We start from the raw sequence: 16,707 nt of genomic DNA on the forward strand, positions 1-16,707 counted from the left end.
TAACTGATTGAGATGGTTTTTGTTTCGACGCGGCGGCAGGGTTTGGCCCTGCCGCCGCGTCGGTGCAAGAAAAAATTGGCTTTTCGGTGCTTTATTGTCCGGGGACGGCACTATGCGCCGACAGACAAACTGATCGAGACAGACGGGTGGGCATCTATCTCCCGATCGCGGAAATTTCCGTCAACGTCTTCGTGCTGCTGGCAATGGGCGCGGCGGTGGGCTTCCTGTCGGGCATGTTCGGGGTCGGCGGCGGCTTCCTGATCACGCCGCTTTTGATCTTCTACAACATCCCGCCGGCGATCGCCGTCGCCACCGGCGCCAACCAGGTCATCGCCTCCTCTTTCTCCGGCGCGCTTTCGCATTTCAAGCGCGGCACGCTCGACTTCAAGCTGGGCGGCGTGCTGCTGGCCGGCGGCATCGTCGGCTCGACGGCCGGCATCTTCGTCTTTGCGCTCTTGCGCCGGCTCGGCCAGTTGGACCTGTTCATCTCGCTGCTTTACGTCGTGCTGCTCGGCACCGTCGGCGGGCTGATGCTGGTCGAAAGCGTCAATGCGCTGCGCGCCAGCCGCAGCGGCGCGGCGCCCGTGCTGAAGAAATCCGGGCAGCACAACTGGATCCACCGGCTGCCGTTCAAAATGCGCTTCCGCGCCTCGAAGCTGTTCGTCAGCGTCATCCCGGTGCTTGGCCTGGGTGCCGGGATCGGCTTCCTGTCGTCGATCATGGGTGTCGGCGGCGGCTTCATCATGGTGCCGGCGCTGATCTATCTGCTCAAGGTGCCGACGAATGTCGTTATCGGCACTTCGCTGTTCCAGATCATCTTTACCTCGGCCTACACGACCCTGGTGCACGCCACGACCAACCAGACGGTCGACGTGATCCTGGCCTTCCTGTTGATGGCCGGCGGCGTCGCCGGCGCGCAATATGGCGCCAAGGCCGGCCAAAGGCTGCGCGGCGAACAGTTGCGGGCGCTGCTGGCGATGCTGGTGCTGGCCGTTGCCATCCGCCTTGCCGTCGACCTCTTCGTGACGCCGCCCAATCTTTATTCGCTTACCGCCGCGGGCCTCAACTGATGGCGGGATTGAGAGCATTTGCAGCCGCCTTATCGTTGTCGATGCTCTTTGCCCTTCCCCCGGCAACGGCGCAGACGCCGCCCGCCGAAAGCATCCAGATCGGCCTGTCGACCGACGCCATCTCGATCACCGCGGGTTTCTCCGGCGCCGACCTCACCATCTTCGGATCGTTGGAAAATCCCGATCCGCTGGTCGCGCGCCAGGGGCGCTACGACGTGATCGTGGTGCTCGAAGGGCCGCCGCGGCCGGTCGTGGTCCGGCGCAAGGACCGCGTGCTCGGCGTCTGGATCAACCTTGACTCGGAGACGTTCGAGAACGTGCCGGTCTCCTATTCCGTCGCCACGACGCGGCCGCTGCAGGACATCGCCGAGCCGGCGAAATACAAGCAGCTCTCGCTCGGCGCGCAGAACCTCTACATGAAACCCGCCGACGAGACCGACAGCCCGGCCACCATCGAGGAATTCACCGCGGCACTTCGCGACCGCAAGGCGGCGACGGGCCTCTACAGCGAGAATGTCGGCGGTGTGCAATTCCTGTCGCAGAACCTGTTTCGCGCCACGGTGCGGCTGGCGCCCAATGTTCCGGTTGGAACCCATAAAGCCCGCGCGTTCCTGTTCAAGAGCGGCATGTTCGTCAAGGAAAGCTCGGCCCAGCTCGAAATCCGCAAGTCTGGCTTCGAGCAGTCGGTCTTCCGCGTCGCGCATGACTATTCCTTCCTCTATGGCGTGTTCGCCATATCGCTCGCCATGCTGACCGGCTGGCTTGGCCGGCTCATCTTCCGCAAGGATTGACGTTTCCCGGGGAAAATGGGGCGACCCATTTTCCCGTGAAAAGGGGTTTCCCTTCAGGCGATCATGCGATAAACCGCCGCCTCCCAGCCCAAGGTGAACACGCACGATCAATTCGGCAGAGCGGTCCGGCCATCCGGATGACGGCGCGCTTCGCGTCATTGGCGATCCTGCCACAAGGCAAACGACAGGAGGCTGCGATGCAATCGGCATTCGGCGGCATCGATTTCGGCACGTCCAATTCCACGGTGGGCGTGATCCGCAACGGCCGGGCGCGACTGGTGGCGCTTGAAGGCGAGCAGCCCACCTTGCCAAGCGCCGTGTTCTTCAACTTCGAGGACGGCTTCACCTATTTCGGCCGCCGCGCGATCAGCGACTACACCGATAGCATCGAAGGCCGTCTGATGCGCTCGCTGAAGAGCGTTCTCGGCAGCTCGCTTGCCAACGAGAAGACGCGCATCAAGGCGCGCCAGATCGGCTTCATCGACATCATCGGCCTGTTCATCGATCATCTCAAGAAGCGGCTGGAAGAAGACGCAGGCGGTCCGGTCGAAAGCGTCGTGCTTGGCCGACCCGTGCAGTTCGTCGACGACGACACGGCTGCCGATGCGAAGGCGCAAGGCGAGCTTGAAAAGGCCGCCCATGCGCAAGGCTTCAAACACATCGCCTTCCAGTTCGAGCCGATCGCGGCGGCGCTCGACTACGAGCAGAAAGTCGCCCGCGAGGAGCTGGCGCTGATCGTCGACATGGGTGGTGGCACCTCCGACTTCTCGATCGTACGGGTCTCGCCTGAACGCGCCCGCTCGACCGATCGCAAGGCCGACATCCTCGCCAACCGGGGCATCCATATCGGCGGCACCGACTTCGACCGGCTGCTCAGCATCGCCCATGTCATGCCCGAGCTCGGCTATCTGACGCGGACCAAGGATCACAAGCGCAACCTGCCAGCAGCCTATTTCATCGATCTGGCGACCTGGCAGCGCATCAACCTCGTCTACACCGCCAAGGCGATGAACGACCTGCGACAGATCCGCTACGAGGCCGAGCGGGCCGACCTCGTCGACCGCTTCATCCATGTCGTCGAGCATCGCTATGGTCATGCGCTGGCAGGACTGGTCGAAAGGGCCAAGATCGCGCTGACCGACCAGCCCTCGGCCGAAGTGAAGGTGTCGCTGCCCGGCGCGCGCTTCGCGTCCGAGATCACGCGCGCCGGCCTCGAGGAGACGATCCGCGGCGACATCGAACGCGTGGCCGCTACAGTCCAACAGACGATCGCCGACGCCGGCGTTGCCGCCTCGGCCATCACCGCCGTGTTCCTCACCGGCGGTTCAACCGCCATCCCGCTGGCGAAGCGGCAGATCCTTTCGCTGGTGCCGCAGGCCTCCGTCATCGAAGGCGACATGTTCGGCTCGGTCGGCCTGGGCCTGGCGCTCGACGCGCAGCGCAAATACGCGTGAGCATCAGGTTCTTTGCCCTAAAATTTGGCGGACTGCCTGCGTACGAGATCGACCGAAACGCCCGTCTCTTCGTCATCCACGGGCGAAGCAAGGAGCGAAGCGACGCGCGCAGACCCGAGGATCCATGCCGTGACTTCAGAGCGCTGCTAAGGTCCAGAATTCTGCTCCGTTGAGCTCCTCGGCCAAGGTAACGGCATGGATCCTCGGGTCTTCGCTCCGCTTCGCGTCGCTACGCCCAAGGATGACCACGTTCGGAGGCCTCGGCCAATCTCAAACGTTTGCGATGATCCCCGTCCCGGGAACGCTGTCCGTGTTCTGGCACCGATCAGCCGAGTTTCCCGCTAAGATGCGCCTTCAGCGCCATCTGGGCGAGGCTCGCCTGGCGGTCGCGGTGCGTGATCATGGCGAAGTCGCGCTTCGGCAATTCGACCGGCACGGCCCTGAGGCTGCCCTCCGCCAGCGAGCGCGCGACAACGAGCTCCGAGATGATCGTAGCCCCCGCGCCGGCCTCCACTGCCTGACGTACCGCCTCGTTGCTGGGCAGAACGAGGAAAATCTGCAGCTCCGCCGGCGGGACGCCCTGACTGTGCGCGAAATCCTCCAGCGCCTCGCGCGTGCCGGAACCGCCTTCCCTGATGATCCAGCGCAATGCCCTGATGTCGAGGTTTCCGGCTCGTGTCATCGGAATCTCGGGATGCGAACGCGCCACCACCAGCATCGGATGGTCCTCATCGACCGTGGCGCGGCGCAGGATGTCGGACTCGGTGCGGCCCTCGACCAGGCCGAAATCGGCGCGTCCGTCCAGCACATTGGTCTCGACCTGCCTCGTGTTGCCGATCGTCACGCTCAGCTTCACGGCAGGATAGGCTTCGTGGAAGGTCGCCAGGCGACGCGGCAGCCAGTAGCTGGCGATGGTCTGGCTGGCCGCGATCGACAGGCTGCCGGCGACGGTCTGCGAGACATCCTCCAGCACGCCGCGGGCAGCCGCGGCGCGATCCAGGACCGCCTTCGCCTCCGGCAGGAAGCGGTGGCCGGTCTGGGCCAATTCGATGTTGCGTCCGACCCGGTTGAACAGGCGCACGCCGTGCTGGCTTTCGAGCGCGCGGATGGCGGCCGATGCCGCCGACTGCGAGATGCCGAGCCGTTCGGCGGCCTTGGTCATGTGGCCGTGCTCGGCGACGGCGACGAATATCCGCAACTGGTCGAGGGTCATGGTCAACTAAGAAGCAAAATCGATCGGAATTACAAGAGCTGCTTGTTAGACGGATCAATTGGTTTGTTCTAAGTTTTTGCCTGAAGATGGAAAAAATTGGCCGTCACACGCCAAGAGTTGGAAATGGCAGGGCGCTTCAAATCCCTATTCGCGCATTGGAGCCGCCGGCTGAAGCGGCAGCTCGCCGGCGAGCGCTATCATCCCGAGCTCCACTACATGCGCGGCCCGGGACCTAAGACAAAGGCCAAGATGGCGGACGGCAAGAGCGTTCGCGGATCATGAGCAAAGCTGCGCCGCGCGGCGCCAATTCCGCCCCCTCGCAGCGGCCGCTGGCCGACAGCCGAGCGCCGAATGAAGGCGACGGCGTCGAGACCTCGCCAAACGTCTCCGACCGCGTCGCCAAGACCACCTGCTACATGTGCGCCTGCCGCTGCGGCATCGATGTCCATATCAAGGACGGCAAGGTCCGCTACATCAACGGCAACAAGGACCATCCGGTGAATCGCGGCGTGATCTGCGGCAAGGGCAGTTCAGGCATCATGCAACATTACAGCCCGGCGCGGCTGAGGAAGCCGTTGCTGCGCAGCGGACCGCGCGGCTCGGGCGAGTTCCGCGAGATCGAGTGGGACGAAGCGCTGAGCCTCGCCAGCGAAAGGCTGTCGGCGATCCGCCGTACCGACCCGAAGAAACTCGCCTTCTTCACCGGACGCGACCAGTCGCAATCGCTGACCGGCTGGTGGGCGTCGAAGTTCGGCACGCCAAATTTCGCCGCGCATGGCGGCTTCTGCTCGGTCAACATGGCGGCGGGCGGGCTCTACACGATCGGCGGCTCGTTCTGGGAGTTCGGCGAGCCCGACTGGGACAACACCAAATACTTCATGCTGTTCGGCGTTGCCGAGGACCATGATTCCAACCCGATCAAGATCGGCCTCGGCAAGCTCAAGGCGCGTGGCGCCAAGGTGGTTTCGATCAACCCCTGCCGCACCGGTTACAACGCGATCGCCGACGACTGGATCGGTATCCGGCCGGGCACCGATGGCCTGTTCGTGCTGGCGCTCGTCCATGAATTGCTCAAGGCCGGCCGCGTCGATCTCGACTATTTGCTGCGCTACACCAACGCGCCGGTGCTGGTCGTGCAGGAGCCGGGGTCCGCCGATGACGGGCTGTTCGTTCGCGACGCCGACGGCAATCCGCTTGCCTGGGACAGGGTGGCGAAGCGGCCGGTCAATGCGGCCGACCCTGAAGCAAAGCCGGCGCTGACCGGCAGCTACGAGGTCGGCGGTCGGCGCTGCGCGCCGGTGTTCCAGCTCATGGCCGAACGTTATCTCGACGAGACGTATTCGCCGGACGCCGTGGCGGAGCGCTGCGGTGTTGCCGCCGAGACGATCAGGCGCATCGCGGCCGAACTGGCGCATGTCGCGTTCGAACAGACGATCGAGCTGCCGGTCGCCTGGACTGACTGGGCGGGCCGCCGGCACGAGACGATCAAGGGCCGGCCTGTCTCGATGCATGCCATGCGCGGCATCTCGGCGCATTCCAACGGCTTTCATACCTGCCGCGGCATCCATCTGCTGCAGGTGCTGCTGGGCACGGTGGACGTTCCGGGCGGCTTCCGCTTCAAGCCGCCCTATCCCCGTTGCGCGCCCCCCGGTCCCAAGCCATGCGGCAAAAATGTTCGGCCGATGACGCCGCTCGAGGGCATGCCGCTCGGCTTCGTCTGCGGCCCGGACGATCTTCTCGTCGACGAGGCCGGCCGGCCCACCCGCATCGACAAAGCCTATTCATGGGAAGCGCCTTTGGCCGCGCACGGGCTGATGCACTCAGTCATCCGCAACGCCTGGGCCGGTGATCCTTATCCGATCGACACGCTGATGATGTACATGTCGAACATGGCCTGGAACTCGTCGATGAACACCGTCGAGACGATTCGGATGCTGACCGACAAGGACGAGACGGACACCTACAAGATCCCCTTCATCATCTATTCCGACGCCTATTATTCCGAGACGGTGGCTTTCGCCGATCTGGTGCTGCCCGACACCACCTATCTCGAGCGGCACGACTGCATCAGCCTGCTCGACCGGCCAATCAGCCATGCCGACGGTCCCGGCGACGCCATCCGCCATCCGGCGGTGCAGCCGGACCGCGATGTGCGGCCGTTCCAGTCGGTGCTGATCGAGCTCGGCGCGCGGCTCGGCCTGCCCGGCTTCGTCGACGAGGACGGCTCGGCGAGATATCGCGACTATGCCGATTACATCGTCAACCATCAGCGCACGCCCGGCATCGGCCCGCTGGCCGGCTGGCGCGGCAAGAATGGCGACGCGATCGGCAAGGGCGACGTCAACCCCAACCAGTTGCAGCGCTACATCGACAATGGCGGCTTCTGGCACCACGATTTTTCCGACGACCAGCGCTATTACAAGATGGGCAACCGCTCCTATCTCGATTTCGCGGTCAAGATGGGCTTTATCCCGAAGGCCGAGCCTATCGTCTTTCAACTCTACTGCGAGCCCATGCAGCGCTTCAGGCTCGCCGCGCGTGGCCACGGCAAGGTCCAGCCGCCGGAAGGGGAGCGCGGTCGCATCGAAGCCTGTATGGACCCGCTGCCGTTCTGGTATGCGCCCTTCGAGGAGGAGACCGTCGATCTTGATAAATATCCGCTGCATGCGCTGACGCAGCGGCCTATGCACATGTACCATTCCTGGGGCTCGCAGAATGCGTGGCTGAGGCAGATCACCAGCCAGAACCGGCTCTTCGTCCATCATCAGACGGCCGCCGGGCTTGGCCTCGACGATGACGACTGGGTGTGGATCGAGAGCATCAACGGCCGGGTGAAGGGCCAGATCAAACTCATCGACGGCGTGAACCCAGACACGGTGTGGACCTGGAACGCCATCGGCAAGCGGCGCGGCAGCTGGGGGCTGAAGGACGATGCCGCGGAAAGCAACCGCGGCTTTCTGCTCAACCACATCATTGGCGACCAGACGTCGGCCGATGCCAACGGCAAGCGCTATTCGAATTCGGATCCCGTCACGGGACAGGCGGCATGGTTCGACGTGCGCGTGCGCGTCACGAAATGCGCGCCGGAGGAAGCCGGCTTCACCGAGCCGCAATTCGAGCGCTTCCGGCAGCCACCACATTTGGAGCCATCGCCGGACGTGCTTCGCTTCGGCGCCGCGTTTCGCATGAAGAGGGAAGCCGCCGAATGACCTGCCTTCCCGCCCAAACCGAGAAAAAGCTCGGCCTCGTCATCGACCTCGACACCTGCGTCGGGTGCCAGGCCTGCGTGACCGCCTGCAAGGAGTGGAATACCGGCGGACACATGGCGCCGCTGACCGACATCGACCCCTATGGCGGACATGTCGACGGCGTCTGGTTCAACCGCGTGCACAGCTATGAGCACACGACGGAACTCGGCGGCCGCACGGTGAACTTCCCGCGCTCCTGCCTGCATTGCGAGACGCCTGCCTGCGTCACCGTCTGCCCGACCGGCGCCTCCTACAAGCGCGCCTCGGACGGCATCGTGCTGGTCGATGAGGATAAATGCATCGGCTGCAAACTATGCAGCTGGGCCTGCCCCTATGGCGCGCGCGAATTCGACACCGATGTCGGCGTGATGAAGAAATGCACGCTCTGCGTCGACCGCATCTATAACGACAATCTGGCGCAGGAGGATCGCGTGCCGGCCTGCGTTGCCGCCTGCCCGACCAGCGCCCGGCATTTCGGCGATCTCGGCGATCCGGCCTCGGCCATCTCGCAACTTGTCGAGGAACGCGGCGGCGTCGCGCTGATGCCGGAGCTTGGCTACAAGCCGACCAACAGATACCTGCCACCGCGTGCCCGCAGCGAACGCGCGGCGAAGGTGGATGCGCCGGCGCTGGAGCCGATCCGGGCCGAGGGCGGTTTCCTCGGCTGGATCGACCGCATGCTTTCGAACTAGCGATCATGCATCCCGCTTTCTCGGTCGTCTTCTTCACCACCGCCACCGGGGCCGGCTACGGCCTGCTGGCGCTGCTCGGCCTGCTTGGCGGGTTGGGATTCATTCCTGCCGACTTCTGGCTTGGTCTTGCCGGCATGGCGCTGGCGCTCGGTCTCATCGTGGCAGGCCTGCTCTCCTCGACCGGCCATCTCGGCCGGCCAGAGCGCGCCTGGCGCGCCTTCTCGCAATGGCGCAGTTCCTGGCTGTCGCGCGAAGGCGTGGCGTCGGTGGCGACCTTCATTCCGACCGCGCTGTTCGGCATCGGCTGGGTGTTTCTCGGCAAGAGCGGCGGCTGGGTGGCGGTCGCCGGCCTGCTGACGGCGACAGGCGCGGCTGTAACTGTCTGCACGACCGGGATGATCTATGCGTCGCTCAAGCCGATCGCGCAGTGGCATAGCCGCTATACTTTTCCGGCTTACCTTATCTTCGCGGCGATGACCGGAAGCGTTCTCGCCAATGCTCTGCTTCAGGGGTTCAAGCTGGTCTCAACGGCGGTGCTGGTCTGGGCTTTGCTTGCCACGCTCGCCGGCTGGGGCTGGAAGCTTGCGACCTGGCAGCACAACGATCGGCTGGAAATCCCGACCACCGCCAACACGGCGACGGGTCTGGCGGGCGGCACCGTCCGTTCGATCGAATGGCCGCACACGGAAGAGAACTATCTGCTGAAGGAAATGGGGTTTCGCATCGCGCGCAAGCATAGCGCGAAGCTACGGCTGATCGCGCAGGCTCTGGCTTTCGCAGCGCCCGCTGTCCTGTTGGCCATAGTGTTCTTCCTGCCATGGCCTTTGGGCGCGATCGTATCCGTGCTTGCAGCCGTCGCGCAGTTGGCCGGAATGCTGATCGAGCGCTGGCTGTTCTTCGCCGAGGCGAAGCACACGGTCACGCTCTATTACGGGCGATAGGAGGGTCAGCCCGGCCGCAGCATCGAGCCGGAGATGGCAAAGATGCGCTCGGCGCCCAGCATGTAGGCCATCAGCGTTTCCAGGCGGAACAGGCCGGCATAGGCGCGGTCGAGCACGTTGAGCGAGCCGGTATAGGCGCCGAAGGCCGGCATGATCATGCGGCCGCCATCGCCGGCGAAGCAGCGCCGCCTGACCGAGCGGCCACGCTGGACGATGCGCGCGCAAGGGTGGAGGTGACCGGCGATCTCGCCTTCGACACGCAATTTCGACGGCTCGTGCCGGAAGAGCAGCGAGCCGATGGCGAGTTCCTTGACCGTGTCGCCGGGCAGGTCGGCTGGGGCATCCGGATCGTGGTTGCCGGCGACCCAGAACCAGTCGCGTCCGGCCATCATTGCTTCCAAGCGCTCACGGAAGCTTGAATGCATGCGTTCGGCGCCGCCGCCGTCGTGGAAGGAATCGCCGAGGCTGACGACGATCCGCGGCTGGTAGTCGGCGATCACCGCCTGCAGCCGGAGCAACGTCGCGCCCGTGTCATAAGGCGGGATCAGCGCACCGCGCTTGGCGAAGGACGAACCTTTTTCGAGATGCAGATCGGAAACCGTGAGCAGCCGCAGATCGGGGAAATAGAGCACGCCACGACGGTCGCAGACCGCGCGCTCGCCGGCGATGCCGACAAGGTCGGCCTCGGCGATCAGCGTTGCGCGCGACAGCGAAAAATTCATCCCCTCTACACTCTCCTAGTCCGCCATCTCCGGCCCCATGGCCTCCTCAACGAGCGTGGCGGCATCCATCAGCAGCGTTTCATCCGCCTCGCCATTCACCGGCATCTTGCCGATTTCAAGCATGATCGGCACCGCCAGCGGCGATATCTGTTCCAGATTCTTATGCATGATTCGACCACGGATGCGCGAGAGCATCTCGGCAAGTCTGCTGACATCGAGCAACCCCGTCGCGGCATCCGTACGGGTGGCCTGCAGCAGAATATGGTCGGGCTCATGGCTGCGCAGCACGTCATAAATAAGGTCGGTCGAGACGGTCACCTGGCGGCCGCTTTTCTCCTTGCCGGGGTGGCGCTTTTCGATCAGGCCGGAGATCAGCGCGCAGTTGCGGAAGGTGCGCTTGAGCAGCCAGCTGCCGGCGAACCAGGCTTCGAGATCATCCCCAAGCATGTCCTGATCAAAGAGCGCGGCCAGGGAAGGCTTCTTATTTTTGAACATCCAGCCCATGTCGGCCAGGGACCAAATAGCCAACGCGTAGTCGGTGGCGACGAAGCCTACCGGCTTCGCGCCGGCCCGATCCAGGCGGCGCGTGAGCAGCATGCCGAGCGTTTGATGCGCCAGCCTGCCTTCGAACGGATAGGCGACGAGATAGAAGCGGTTTCCGCGCGGAAACGTTTCGATCAACAGGTCGTCCCGTTTCGGCAATACGGACTTGTCCGCCTGGAACCGCAGCCAATCCGCGACCTGCTCGGGCAATTTCTTCCAGCGTTGCGGGTCATCGAGCATGGCCCGCACCTGCTCGGCGAGATAGGTCGAAAGCGGGAATTTACCGCCGCCGTAATAGGGCACTTTGGCATCGCTGCCCGGGGCGTTCGAGACGAAGCACTCGTTCTCGCGAATGCCTTCGAAGCGCAGCACCTTGCCGGCGAACATGAAAGTGTCGCCGTGGGTCAAAGTCTCCAGAAATGCTTCCTCGATCTTCCCCAGCACCCTGCCGCCGCGCGAGGCTGCCCCCCTGCTGCCGGCCTGGACATAGCGAACGTTCAGCGCCGGCACTTCGATGATGGTGCCGACATTGAGCCTGTATTGCTGGGCGACACCCGGATTTGAAACCCGCCAAAGGCCTTCCTTGTTCAAGCGGATGCGGGCATAGCGCTCGTAGTTTTTGAGCGCGTATCCGCCCGTGGCAACGAAATCGATGACCCTGTCGAAGGTCGGCCTGTCCAAGCTGGTGTACGGTGCAGCCGTCCTTACTTCATCGAACAGCGCGTCGGCATGGAACGGCGCGCCGCAGGCGCAGCCCAGCACGTGCTGTGCCAGCACGTCGAGCCCGCCATTGACCAGCGGCGGCGTGTCCTGTGCGCCGAGATAGTTCGCGTCGAGCGCCGCCCGGCACTCCAGCACCTCGAAACGGTTTGCGGGAATGAGGATCGCCTTTGAAGGCTCGTCCATGCGGTGGTTGGCACGACCGATGCGCTGTGCCAGGCGACTGGCGCCCTTGGGGGCACCGACATGCACGACCAGATCGACATCGCCCCAGTCGATGCCGAGATCGAGCGTGGAGGTGGCGACAATGGCGCGCAGCGCGTTTTCGCCCATCGCCTTCTCGACGCGACGGCGCTGGGCGACGTCGAGCGAGCCGTGATGGAGCGCAATCGGCAAAGTGTCTTCATTGACGCGCCAAAGCTCCTGGAACAGCAGCTCGGCCTGGCTGCGGGTGTTGACGAAGAGCAGCGTGGTCTTGTGCCGCTTGATCTCGCGGTAGATTTCCGGCGTGGCATAGCGCGCCGAATGGCCAGCCCAGGGCACCCGCTCCTCGGAGTCGAGGATTGAAATATCAGGTTTCGCGCCGCCGGTGACGACGATCAGTTCGGACATCGCGCCGGGCGATGCCTGGCTGACCAGCCAGCGCCGCAATTCGTCCGGCTCGGCGACGGTTGCCGAGAGACCTATGGTCTGCAATTCCGGAACGAACGCGCGCAGCCGTGCCAGCCCGAGCGCCAGCAAGTGCCCGCGCTTCGAGGTGACCAGCGAATGCATTTCGTCGAGCACGACGTAGCGCAGATCCTCGAAGAAGCGCCTTGCATCGTTCGAGGCGATCAGCAGCGCGAGTTGCTCGGGCGTGGTGAGCAGGATGTCGGGCGGCACCAATTTCTGCCGCAGGCGCTTGTGCGAAGGCGTGTCGCCGGTGCGCGTCTCGATGGTGACGGGCAGTCCGATCTCCTCGACCGGCTTACCGAGATTGCGCTCGATGTCGACAGCCAGCGCCTTGAGCGGCGAGATGTAGAGCGTGTGGATGCCGCGATGGGCTTGGCCCGGCTTTCGCTTCGGGCGGTTGGCCAGCTCGGTCAGCGACGGCATGAAGCCGGCCAGCGTCTTGCCGGCGCCGGTCGGCGCAATCAGCAGCACCGATTGGCCGGCTTGCGCCTTCGCAAGCAGCTCGAGCTGGTGGACGCGCGGGGACCAGCCCTTTTCGCCGAACCATTTGACGAATGGCTCAGGCAGCAGGACGGCGGCATTCCGTTCGGCGAGGCGCGGCTGCTCGGTCACGCGCAACAGGTAGCGCGGCGGCGCGCGATCGCCAAGAAAAATCGGAACAAAAGGGGATCATGGCAGCATTTCCTCGCCCCGTTCACGGGGAGAGGATGCCGGCAGGCAGGTGAGGGGCAGCGCCGACGCTCATAGGTTGGCCATCAGCGCAGACTATCGCAGGGTCGTGCCGCCCCTCATCCGCCCTTCGGGCACCTTCTCCCCGTGAACGGGGAGAAGGAAAGATCAGGGCCTCCTGAACCCAGTCGGACCGCCATAGAGATAGCCGATGCGGTCGACCGCTTCCTTCAGCCCTTCGCGCGAGACCAGCATGGTGTGGCCGTTGGCGTGGATCATGTCTTTTGCGTCGGTCATGATCGCGACGTGGCCTTTCCAGAAGACGAGGTCACCGCGTTGAAGCCCTGAATAGTCCGGACCCGGCTCGAACGGCGTGCCGATCGATGCCCCCTGCATATCGGAATCGCGCAGCACTTGCCTGGCGGTCATGCGCATCGACAGTTGCACGAGGCCGGAGCAGTCGATGCCGAAGCCGGAGACGCCGCCCCAGAGATACGGTGTGCCAAGGAAGCTTTCGGCGACCGTGACGTAATCCTCGACCAGCGCGGCAATCGGCCGCAAATGGCCAGCGATGATCGCCTGGCCGGAGGACAGAAGCCCGTAATGCGTGCCGCGCGTTTCGGCCGAGCCGGTCACCGTCACGGTGGAGCCCATCGAAAGTTGCCCACCTATCGGAAAGCGCAGATCCGGTCCGGGATAGAGGAAGGTGCGCGGCACCGAAACGATGTGCGTCGGCGCATGCTCGCGTGCGCCAAGAAGATTGTCCGCCACATAGCCGACATAGCCATCGCGCTCGGCCTGCACCCAGGCCCAGCCTTCGGCATCCTCGAAGACCAGCACGTCGTCGCCAAACAGCGCCTGTGTGTTCACGCCCGCATCGGGGCGCGGCGCCTTGCGCAGATCGGCGACCGACGCCGTGATCCGCGCCGGGCGGCCGGTGACGAAGCGGTCGGCGGCGACCTCGCCTTTCAGCCTCGCATCGGCAAGGTCGGAGCGGAAGGCATGAAGGCGGGCATCCCTGGCGGTCAAATCGATAATCCAGTCGTCGGCAATGAGGTCAGATGGGCAGTTCGTGCGCCCTGGCGACGATACCATCGCCGAAGCGCTCGACAAAGAGCGCGCCTTCCACCGTGCGCCTGATCAGCACGTTGCGCTTGTCGAGTTCGTCGCGATGGCGCGAAACCAGCTTCAGCGCGCCCATCGTATCGAGGGCTCGGGTGATCACCGGCTTGGTGACATTGAGCTTGGCGGCCAGCCCGCGCACAGTATGGGGCGGCGGATCGAGATAGATGGTGAACAGGATCGCGGTCTGGCGCATGGTGAGATCCGGCGCGCCGTCGCGTACCTGGGCCAGCATCACCTGCTGCCACAGTCGCAAGGCCTGGCTCGGGCGCATCGAGATCGACATCGCCCAAGCATGCCGGCAAATTGTTTCGGTTCCGTTTCAGTGACGGTTTATCCCGAACCTGCTCAGCTGTGCTCCAATGCATGTCGCCCAGAAGTGGCAGCGTTCTGGGACAACGACATGCATAAAAACAAAAACTTAAAGCGCGTCGCCTGAATCCGGTTCAGCGCGACGCGCTTTTAGGCAAATCGTCCGGCAATTATCCGCTCCAGCGCGCGAATGCCTTGCGCCTCGCCGCCGGCCAGGCCGTAGGGGCGATCGGCAGGGTTCCAGGCGAAGATGTCGAAATGCGCCCAGCCGTGAGTCCTCTCGACGAAGCGCTTGAGGAAAAGTGCTGCGGTGATCGATCCGGCAAAACCGTCGGTGGTGACATTGTTGATGTCGGCAATTTTCGAAGAGAGCTTTGCATCGTAGGGACGCCACAGCGGCATGCGCCAGAGCGGATCCTCGACCGCAACGGACGCGGCGGCCAGATCGGCCGCCAGCGTCTCGTCGGCGGTGTAGAAAGGCGGCAAATCGGGTCCCAGCGCGACGCGGGCAGCACCGGTTAGCGTCGCCATGTCGATCAGCAAGCTGGGCTGCTCTTCATCGGCCAGCGCCAGCGCATCGGCCAGGATCAGCCTCCCTTCGGCGTCCGTGTTGCCGATCTCGACAGTGATGCCCTTGCGGCTGCGCAGCACGTCGCCGGGCCGGAAGGCATTGCCGGCGATCGAATTCTCGACGGCGGGAATCAGCACGCGCAGCCGGACATTCAGTTTCGCCGCCATGATCATGGAAGCGAGGCCCAGCACATTGGCGGCGCCGCCCATGTCCTTCTTCATCAAAAGCATGCCCGACGACGGCTTGATGTCGAGGCCGCCGGTGTCGAAGCAGACGCCCTTGCCGACCAGCGTCACCTTCGGCGCTTCGGTCGGTCCCCAGGTCATGTCGATCAGCCGCGGCGCGCCGGTAGAGGCACGGCCGACGGCGTGGATCATCGGGAAATTTCGCGCCAGAAGATCATCGCCGTGGATCACGGAGATATCGGCGGCATGGGCGGTCGCCAGCTTCCTGGCGGCTTCTTCCAGCTCGAGCGGGCCGAGGTCGCTGGTCGGCGTGTTGACGAGGTCGCGCGCCAGGAACACGCCATCGGCGACGCGGCTGACATGCGCACCGTCGGCGCCGTCCGGAAGCGCAAAGCGCAAGGCCTTGCCCGGTTTCTTGCCGTAGCGGGTGAAGACATAGCCGCCGAGGACCAGCGCCAGCGCAGCCGGACCGGGCTCCCGCAAGTCCGAAGCAAAATGCCAGTCGCCTTCCGGCAGCGCCCTGGCGAGCGCGCCGAGGGCGAGAGCGCTTTCGCCGTCGCCCGTGCCGAACAATGCGCCGCCAAGGCCTCCGCCCTCGCCCGGCAAGACCAGCGTGCGCCCGGCCTCGCCGGAAAACCCGTTGGCCCTTGCCCAGGCGATGGCGGGCGGCGGCAGCGCCGCGGCTTCAAGGGCGTCCTTTGCCACCAGATAGACAGGCAAGGAGGCGTCCGGCTTTTGCTCGACGAGTTCGACAGGCATGCGATGATCTCCGGCCGAACACGACGAGTCGGCTTCTTAACGGTCCGTTAGGGTTAACAGAATATTTCTGCGGGAGGGAAGACGGCCAGCCAATGGCCGCACAGGAATGGAGACCGGGCGCCGATGCCGATCAAAGCCTTGAACCTTACAGCCAAGCGTCTGATCACCACGGCCTTCATGGCGGCGCTGGCAGCCAGCGTGGCCGGTTGCGGCAGCACCAGCAGGATGACCACCGGCTCCATCTCACGCGCCGACAGCAGGCCATTGGAAACGATGTCGGCCGGCGAACTGCACGTCGCCACGTCCAGGCTCGGCGAATCCTACGCCCGCAATCCGAACGACAAGCGCATGGCGATGAATTTCGCGGCGGCCCTGCAGATGGACGGCGATGCCGACCAGTCGCTGGCCGTGATGCGCAAGCTGGCGATCGCCTACCCCAAGGATCGCGAGGTGCTTGCCGCCTATGGCAAGGCACTCGCCGCCAATGGGCAGTTCGAGCCGGCGCTCGACGCCGTGCGCCGCGCCCAGACGCCCGAATATCCGGACTGGAAGCTGGTCTCGGCGGAAGCCGCCATTCTCGACCAGATGGGCCAGAAAGACGAAGCGCGGCAGAACTACAGGAAGGCACTGGAACTCAAGCCGAACGAGCCTTCGGTGCTGTCCAATCTCGGCATGTCCTATGTTCTCGAAGGCGACCTGCGCACCGCCGAGACCTATATGCGTTCGGCCGCGCAACAGCCCGGCGCCGACAGCCGGGTGCGACAGAACCTCGCGCTTGTGGTGGGCCTGCAGGGCCGCTTCGACGAGGCCGAGAAGATCGCCTCGCAGGAGCTTTCGCCAGAGCAGGCGCAGGCCAACGTCGCCTATCTGCGCCAGATGCTTGCCCAGCAGAACGCCTGGAGCCAGCTGAAGGATCAGGACAAGAACAAGGCGAAAGTCGCCACGAACTGACCGCGGACAGCGCTGTCAGGTGCCGATCACTGCTGAAATAAAAGCCGCGCGGACCACGCGCGGCTTTTTGAT

Annotated in this window: 14 protein-coding genes; 8 read left to right on the top strand and 6 right to left on the bottom strand. The window is 64.5% G+C overall.

Going from position 1 to position 16,707, the window contains the following annotated elements:
- Window positions 1-146: 146 nt before the first annotated feature.
- The 3 genes from RFM98_RS09535 to RFM98_RS09545 all read left to right on the top strand — a co-directional run bounded on the left by RFM98_RS09535 (window position 147) and on the right by RFM98_RS09545 (window position 3,315).
- Complete coding sequence (locus RFM98_RS09535; protein ID WP_140629510.1) at window positions 147-1,070, top strand: sulfite exporter TauE/SafE family protein; 924 nt, start codon at window positions 147-149, stop codon at window positions 1,068-1,070.
- A complete protein-coding gene (locus RFM98_RS09540) occupies window positions 1,070-1,861 on the top strand; it encodes a TIGR02186 family protein (RefSeq protein ID WP_320214316.1) in 792 nt (263 codons plus the stop codon). Before RFM98_RS09535 ends, RFM98_RS09540 begins: the two co-directional genes overlap by 1 nt.
- A 197-nt stretch (window positions 1,862-2,058) precedes the next feature.
- Complete coding sequence (locus RFM98_RS09545; protein ID WP_320308637.1) at window positions 2,059-3,315, top strand: Hsp70 family protein; 1,257 nt, start codon at window positions 2,059-2,061, stop codon at window positions 3,313-3,315.
- Window positions 3,316-3,640: 325 nt separating this feature from the next.
- Here RFM98_RS09545 and RFM98_RS09550 read toward each other — a convergent pair whose 3' ends face one another.
- Window positions 3,641-4,528, bottom strand: coding sequence for a LysR substrate-binding domain-containing protein (locus tag RFM98_RS09550; protein WP_320308934.1), 888 nt, complete (start codon window positions 4,526-4,528; stop codon window positions 3,641-3,643).
- Window positions 4,529-4,651: 123 nt separating this feature from the next.
- Between RFM98_RS09550 and RFM98_RS09555 the strand changes: the two genes are divergently transcribed.
- The 4 genes from RFM98_RS09555 to RFM98_RS09570 are packed head-to-tail and all read left to right on the top strand — an operon-like array spanning window position 4,652 to window position 9,409.
- Entirely contained in the window at window positions 4,652-4,810 is a 159-nt protein-coding gene (locus RFM98_RS09555) for a hypothetical protein (RefSeq protein ID WP_320308638.1), read from the top strand.
- Window positions 4,807-7,737: a molybdopterin oxidoreductase family protein gene (locus tag RFM98_RS09560; RefSeq protein ID WP_320308639.1), complete on the top strand. Its 2,931-nt coding sequence runs from the start codon at window positions 4,807-4,809 to the stop codon at window positions 7,735-7,737. Before RFM98_RS09555 ends, RFM98_RS09560 begins: the two co-directional genes overlap by 4 nt.
- Window positions 7,734-8,468, top strand: coding sequence for a 4Fe-4S dicluster domain-containing protein (locus RFM98_RS09565; RefSeq protein ID WP_320308640.1), 735 nt, complete (start codon window positions 7,734-7,736; stop codon window positions 8,466-8,468). The genes RFM98_RS09560 and RFM98_RS09565 overlap by 4 nt, the downstream gene beginning before the upstream one ends.
- 5 nt (window positions 8,469-8,473) lie before the next feature.
- Window positions 8,474-9,409 (top strand): dimethyl sulfoxide reductase anchor subunit family protein, encoded by a 936-nt coding sequence (locus tag RFM98_RS09570; RefSeq protein ID WP_320308641.1) that lies wholly within the window; start codon window positions 8,474-8,476, stop codon window positions 9,407-9,409.
- Window positions 9,410-9,414: 5 nt separating this feature from the next.
- On the opposite strand, the gene pdeM is transcribed toward RFM98_RS09570, so the two are convergent.
- The 5 genes from pdeM to RFM98_RS09595 all read right to left on the bottom strand — a co-directional run bounded on the left by pdeM (window position 9,415) and on the right by RFM98_RS09595 (window position 15,684).
- Window positions 9,415-10,131, bottom strand: a complete 717-nt coding sequence (gene pdeM / locus RFM98_RS09575) for a ligase-associated DNA damage response endonuclease PdeM (RefSeq protein WP_320308642.1) — start codon at window positions 10,129-10,131, stop codon at window positions 9,415-9,417.
- Window positions 10,132-10,146: 15 nt separating this feature from the next.
- Window positions 10,147-12,678, bottom strand: coding sequence for a ligase-associated DNA damage response DEXH box helicase (locus RFM98_RS09580; RefSeq protein ID WP_320308935.1), 2,532 nt, complete (start codon window positions 12,676-12,678; stop codon window positions 10,147-10,149).
- 225 nt (window positions 12,679-12,903) lie between these two features.
- On the bottom strand, window positions 12,904-13,764 hold the full coding sequence (locus RFM98_RS09585; protein WP_320308643.1) for a C40 family peptidase: 861 nt from the start codon (window positions 13,762-13,764) through the stop codon (window positions 12,904-12,906).
- A 28-nt stretch (window positions 13,765-13,792) separates the two neighbouring features.
- Window positions 13,793-14,143, bottom strand: a complete 351-nt coding sequence (locus RFM98_RS09590) for a MarR family winged helix-turn-helix transcriptional regulator (RefSeq protein WP_140782196.1) — start codon at window positions 14,141-14,143, stop codon at window positions 13,793-13,795.
- A 176-nt stretch (window positions 14,144-14,319) separates the two neighbouring features.
- Window positions 14,320-15,684 carry a leucyl aminopeptidase family protein gene (locus RFM98_RS09595; RefSeq protein ID WP_320308644.1) on the bottom strand — a complete coding sequence of 455 codons (1,365 nt, stop codon included), beginning with the start codon at window positions 15,682-15,684 and terminating at the stop codon, window positions 14,320-14,322.
- Between the two features lie 123 nt (window positions 15,685-15,807).
- Here RFM98_RS09595 and RFM98_RS09600 point away from each other — a divergent pair, with 123 nt between their 5' ends.
- The gene (locus RFM98_RS09600; protein WP_320308645.1) at window positions 15,808-16,635 is read left to right on the top strand and encodes a tetratricopeptide repeat protein; all 828 of its coding nucleotides are present in this window, start codon (window positions 15,808-15,810) and stop codon (window positions 16,633-16,635) included.
- Window positions 16,636-16,707: the final 72 nt, after the last annotated feature.

This window comes from Mesorhizobium australafricanum (assembly GCF_033977265.1).
Classification (GTDB): Bacteria; Pseudomonadota; Alphaproteobacteria; order Rhizobiales; family Rhizobiaceae; genus Mesorhizobium; species Mesorhizobium australafricanum.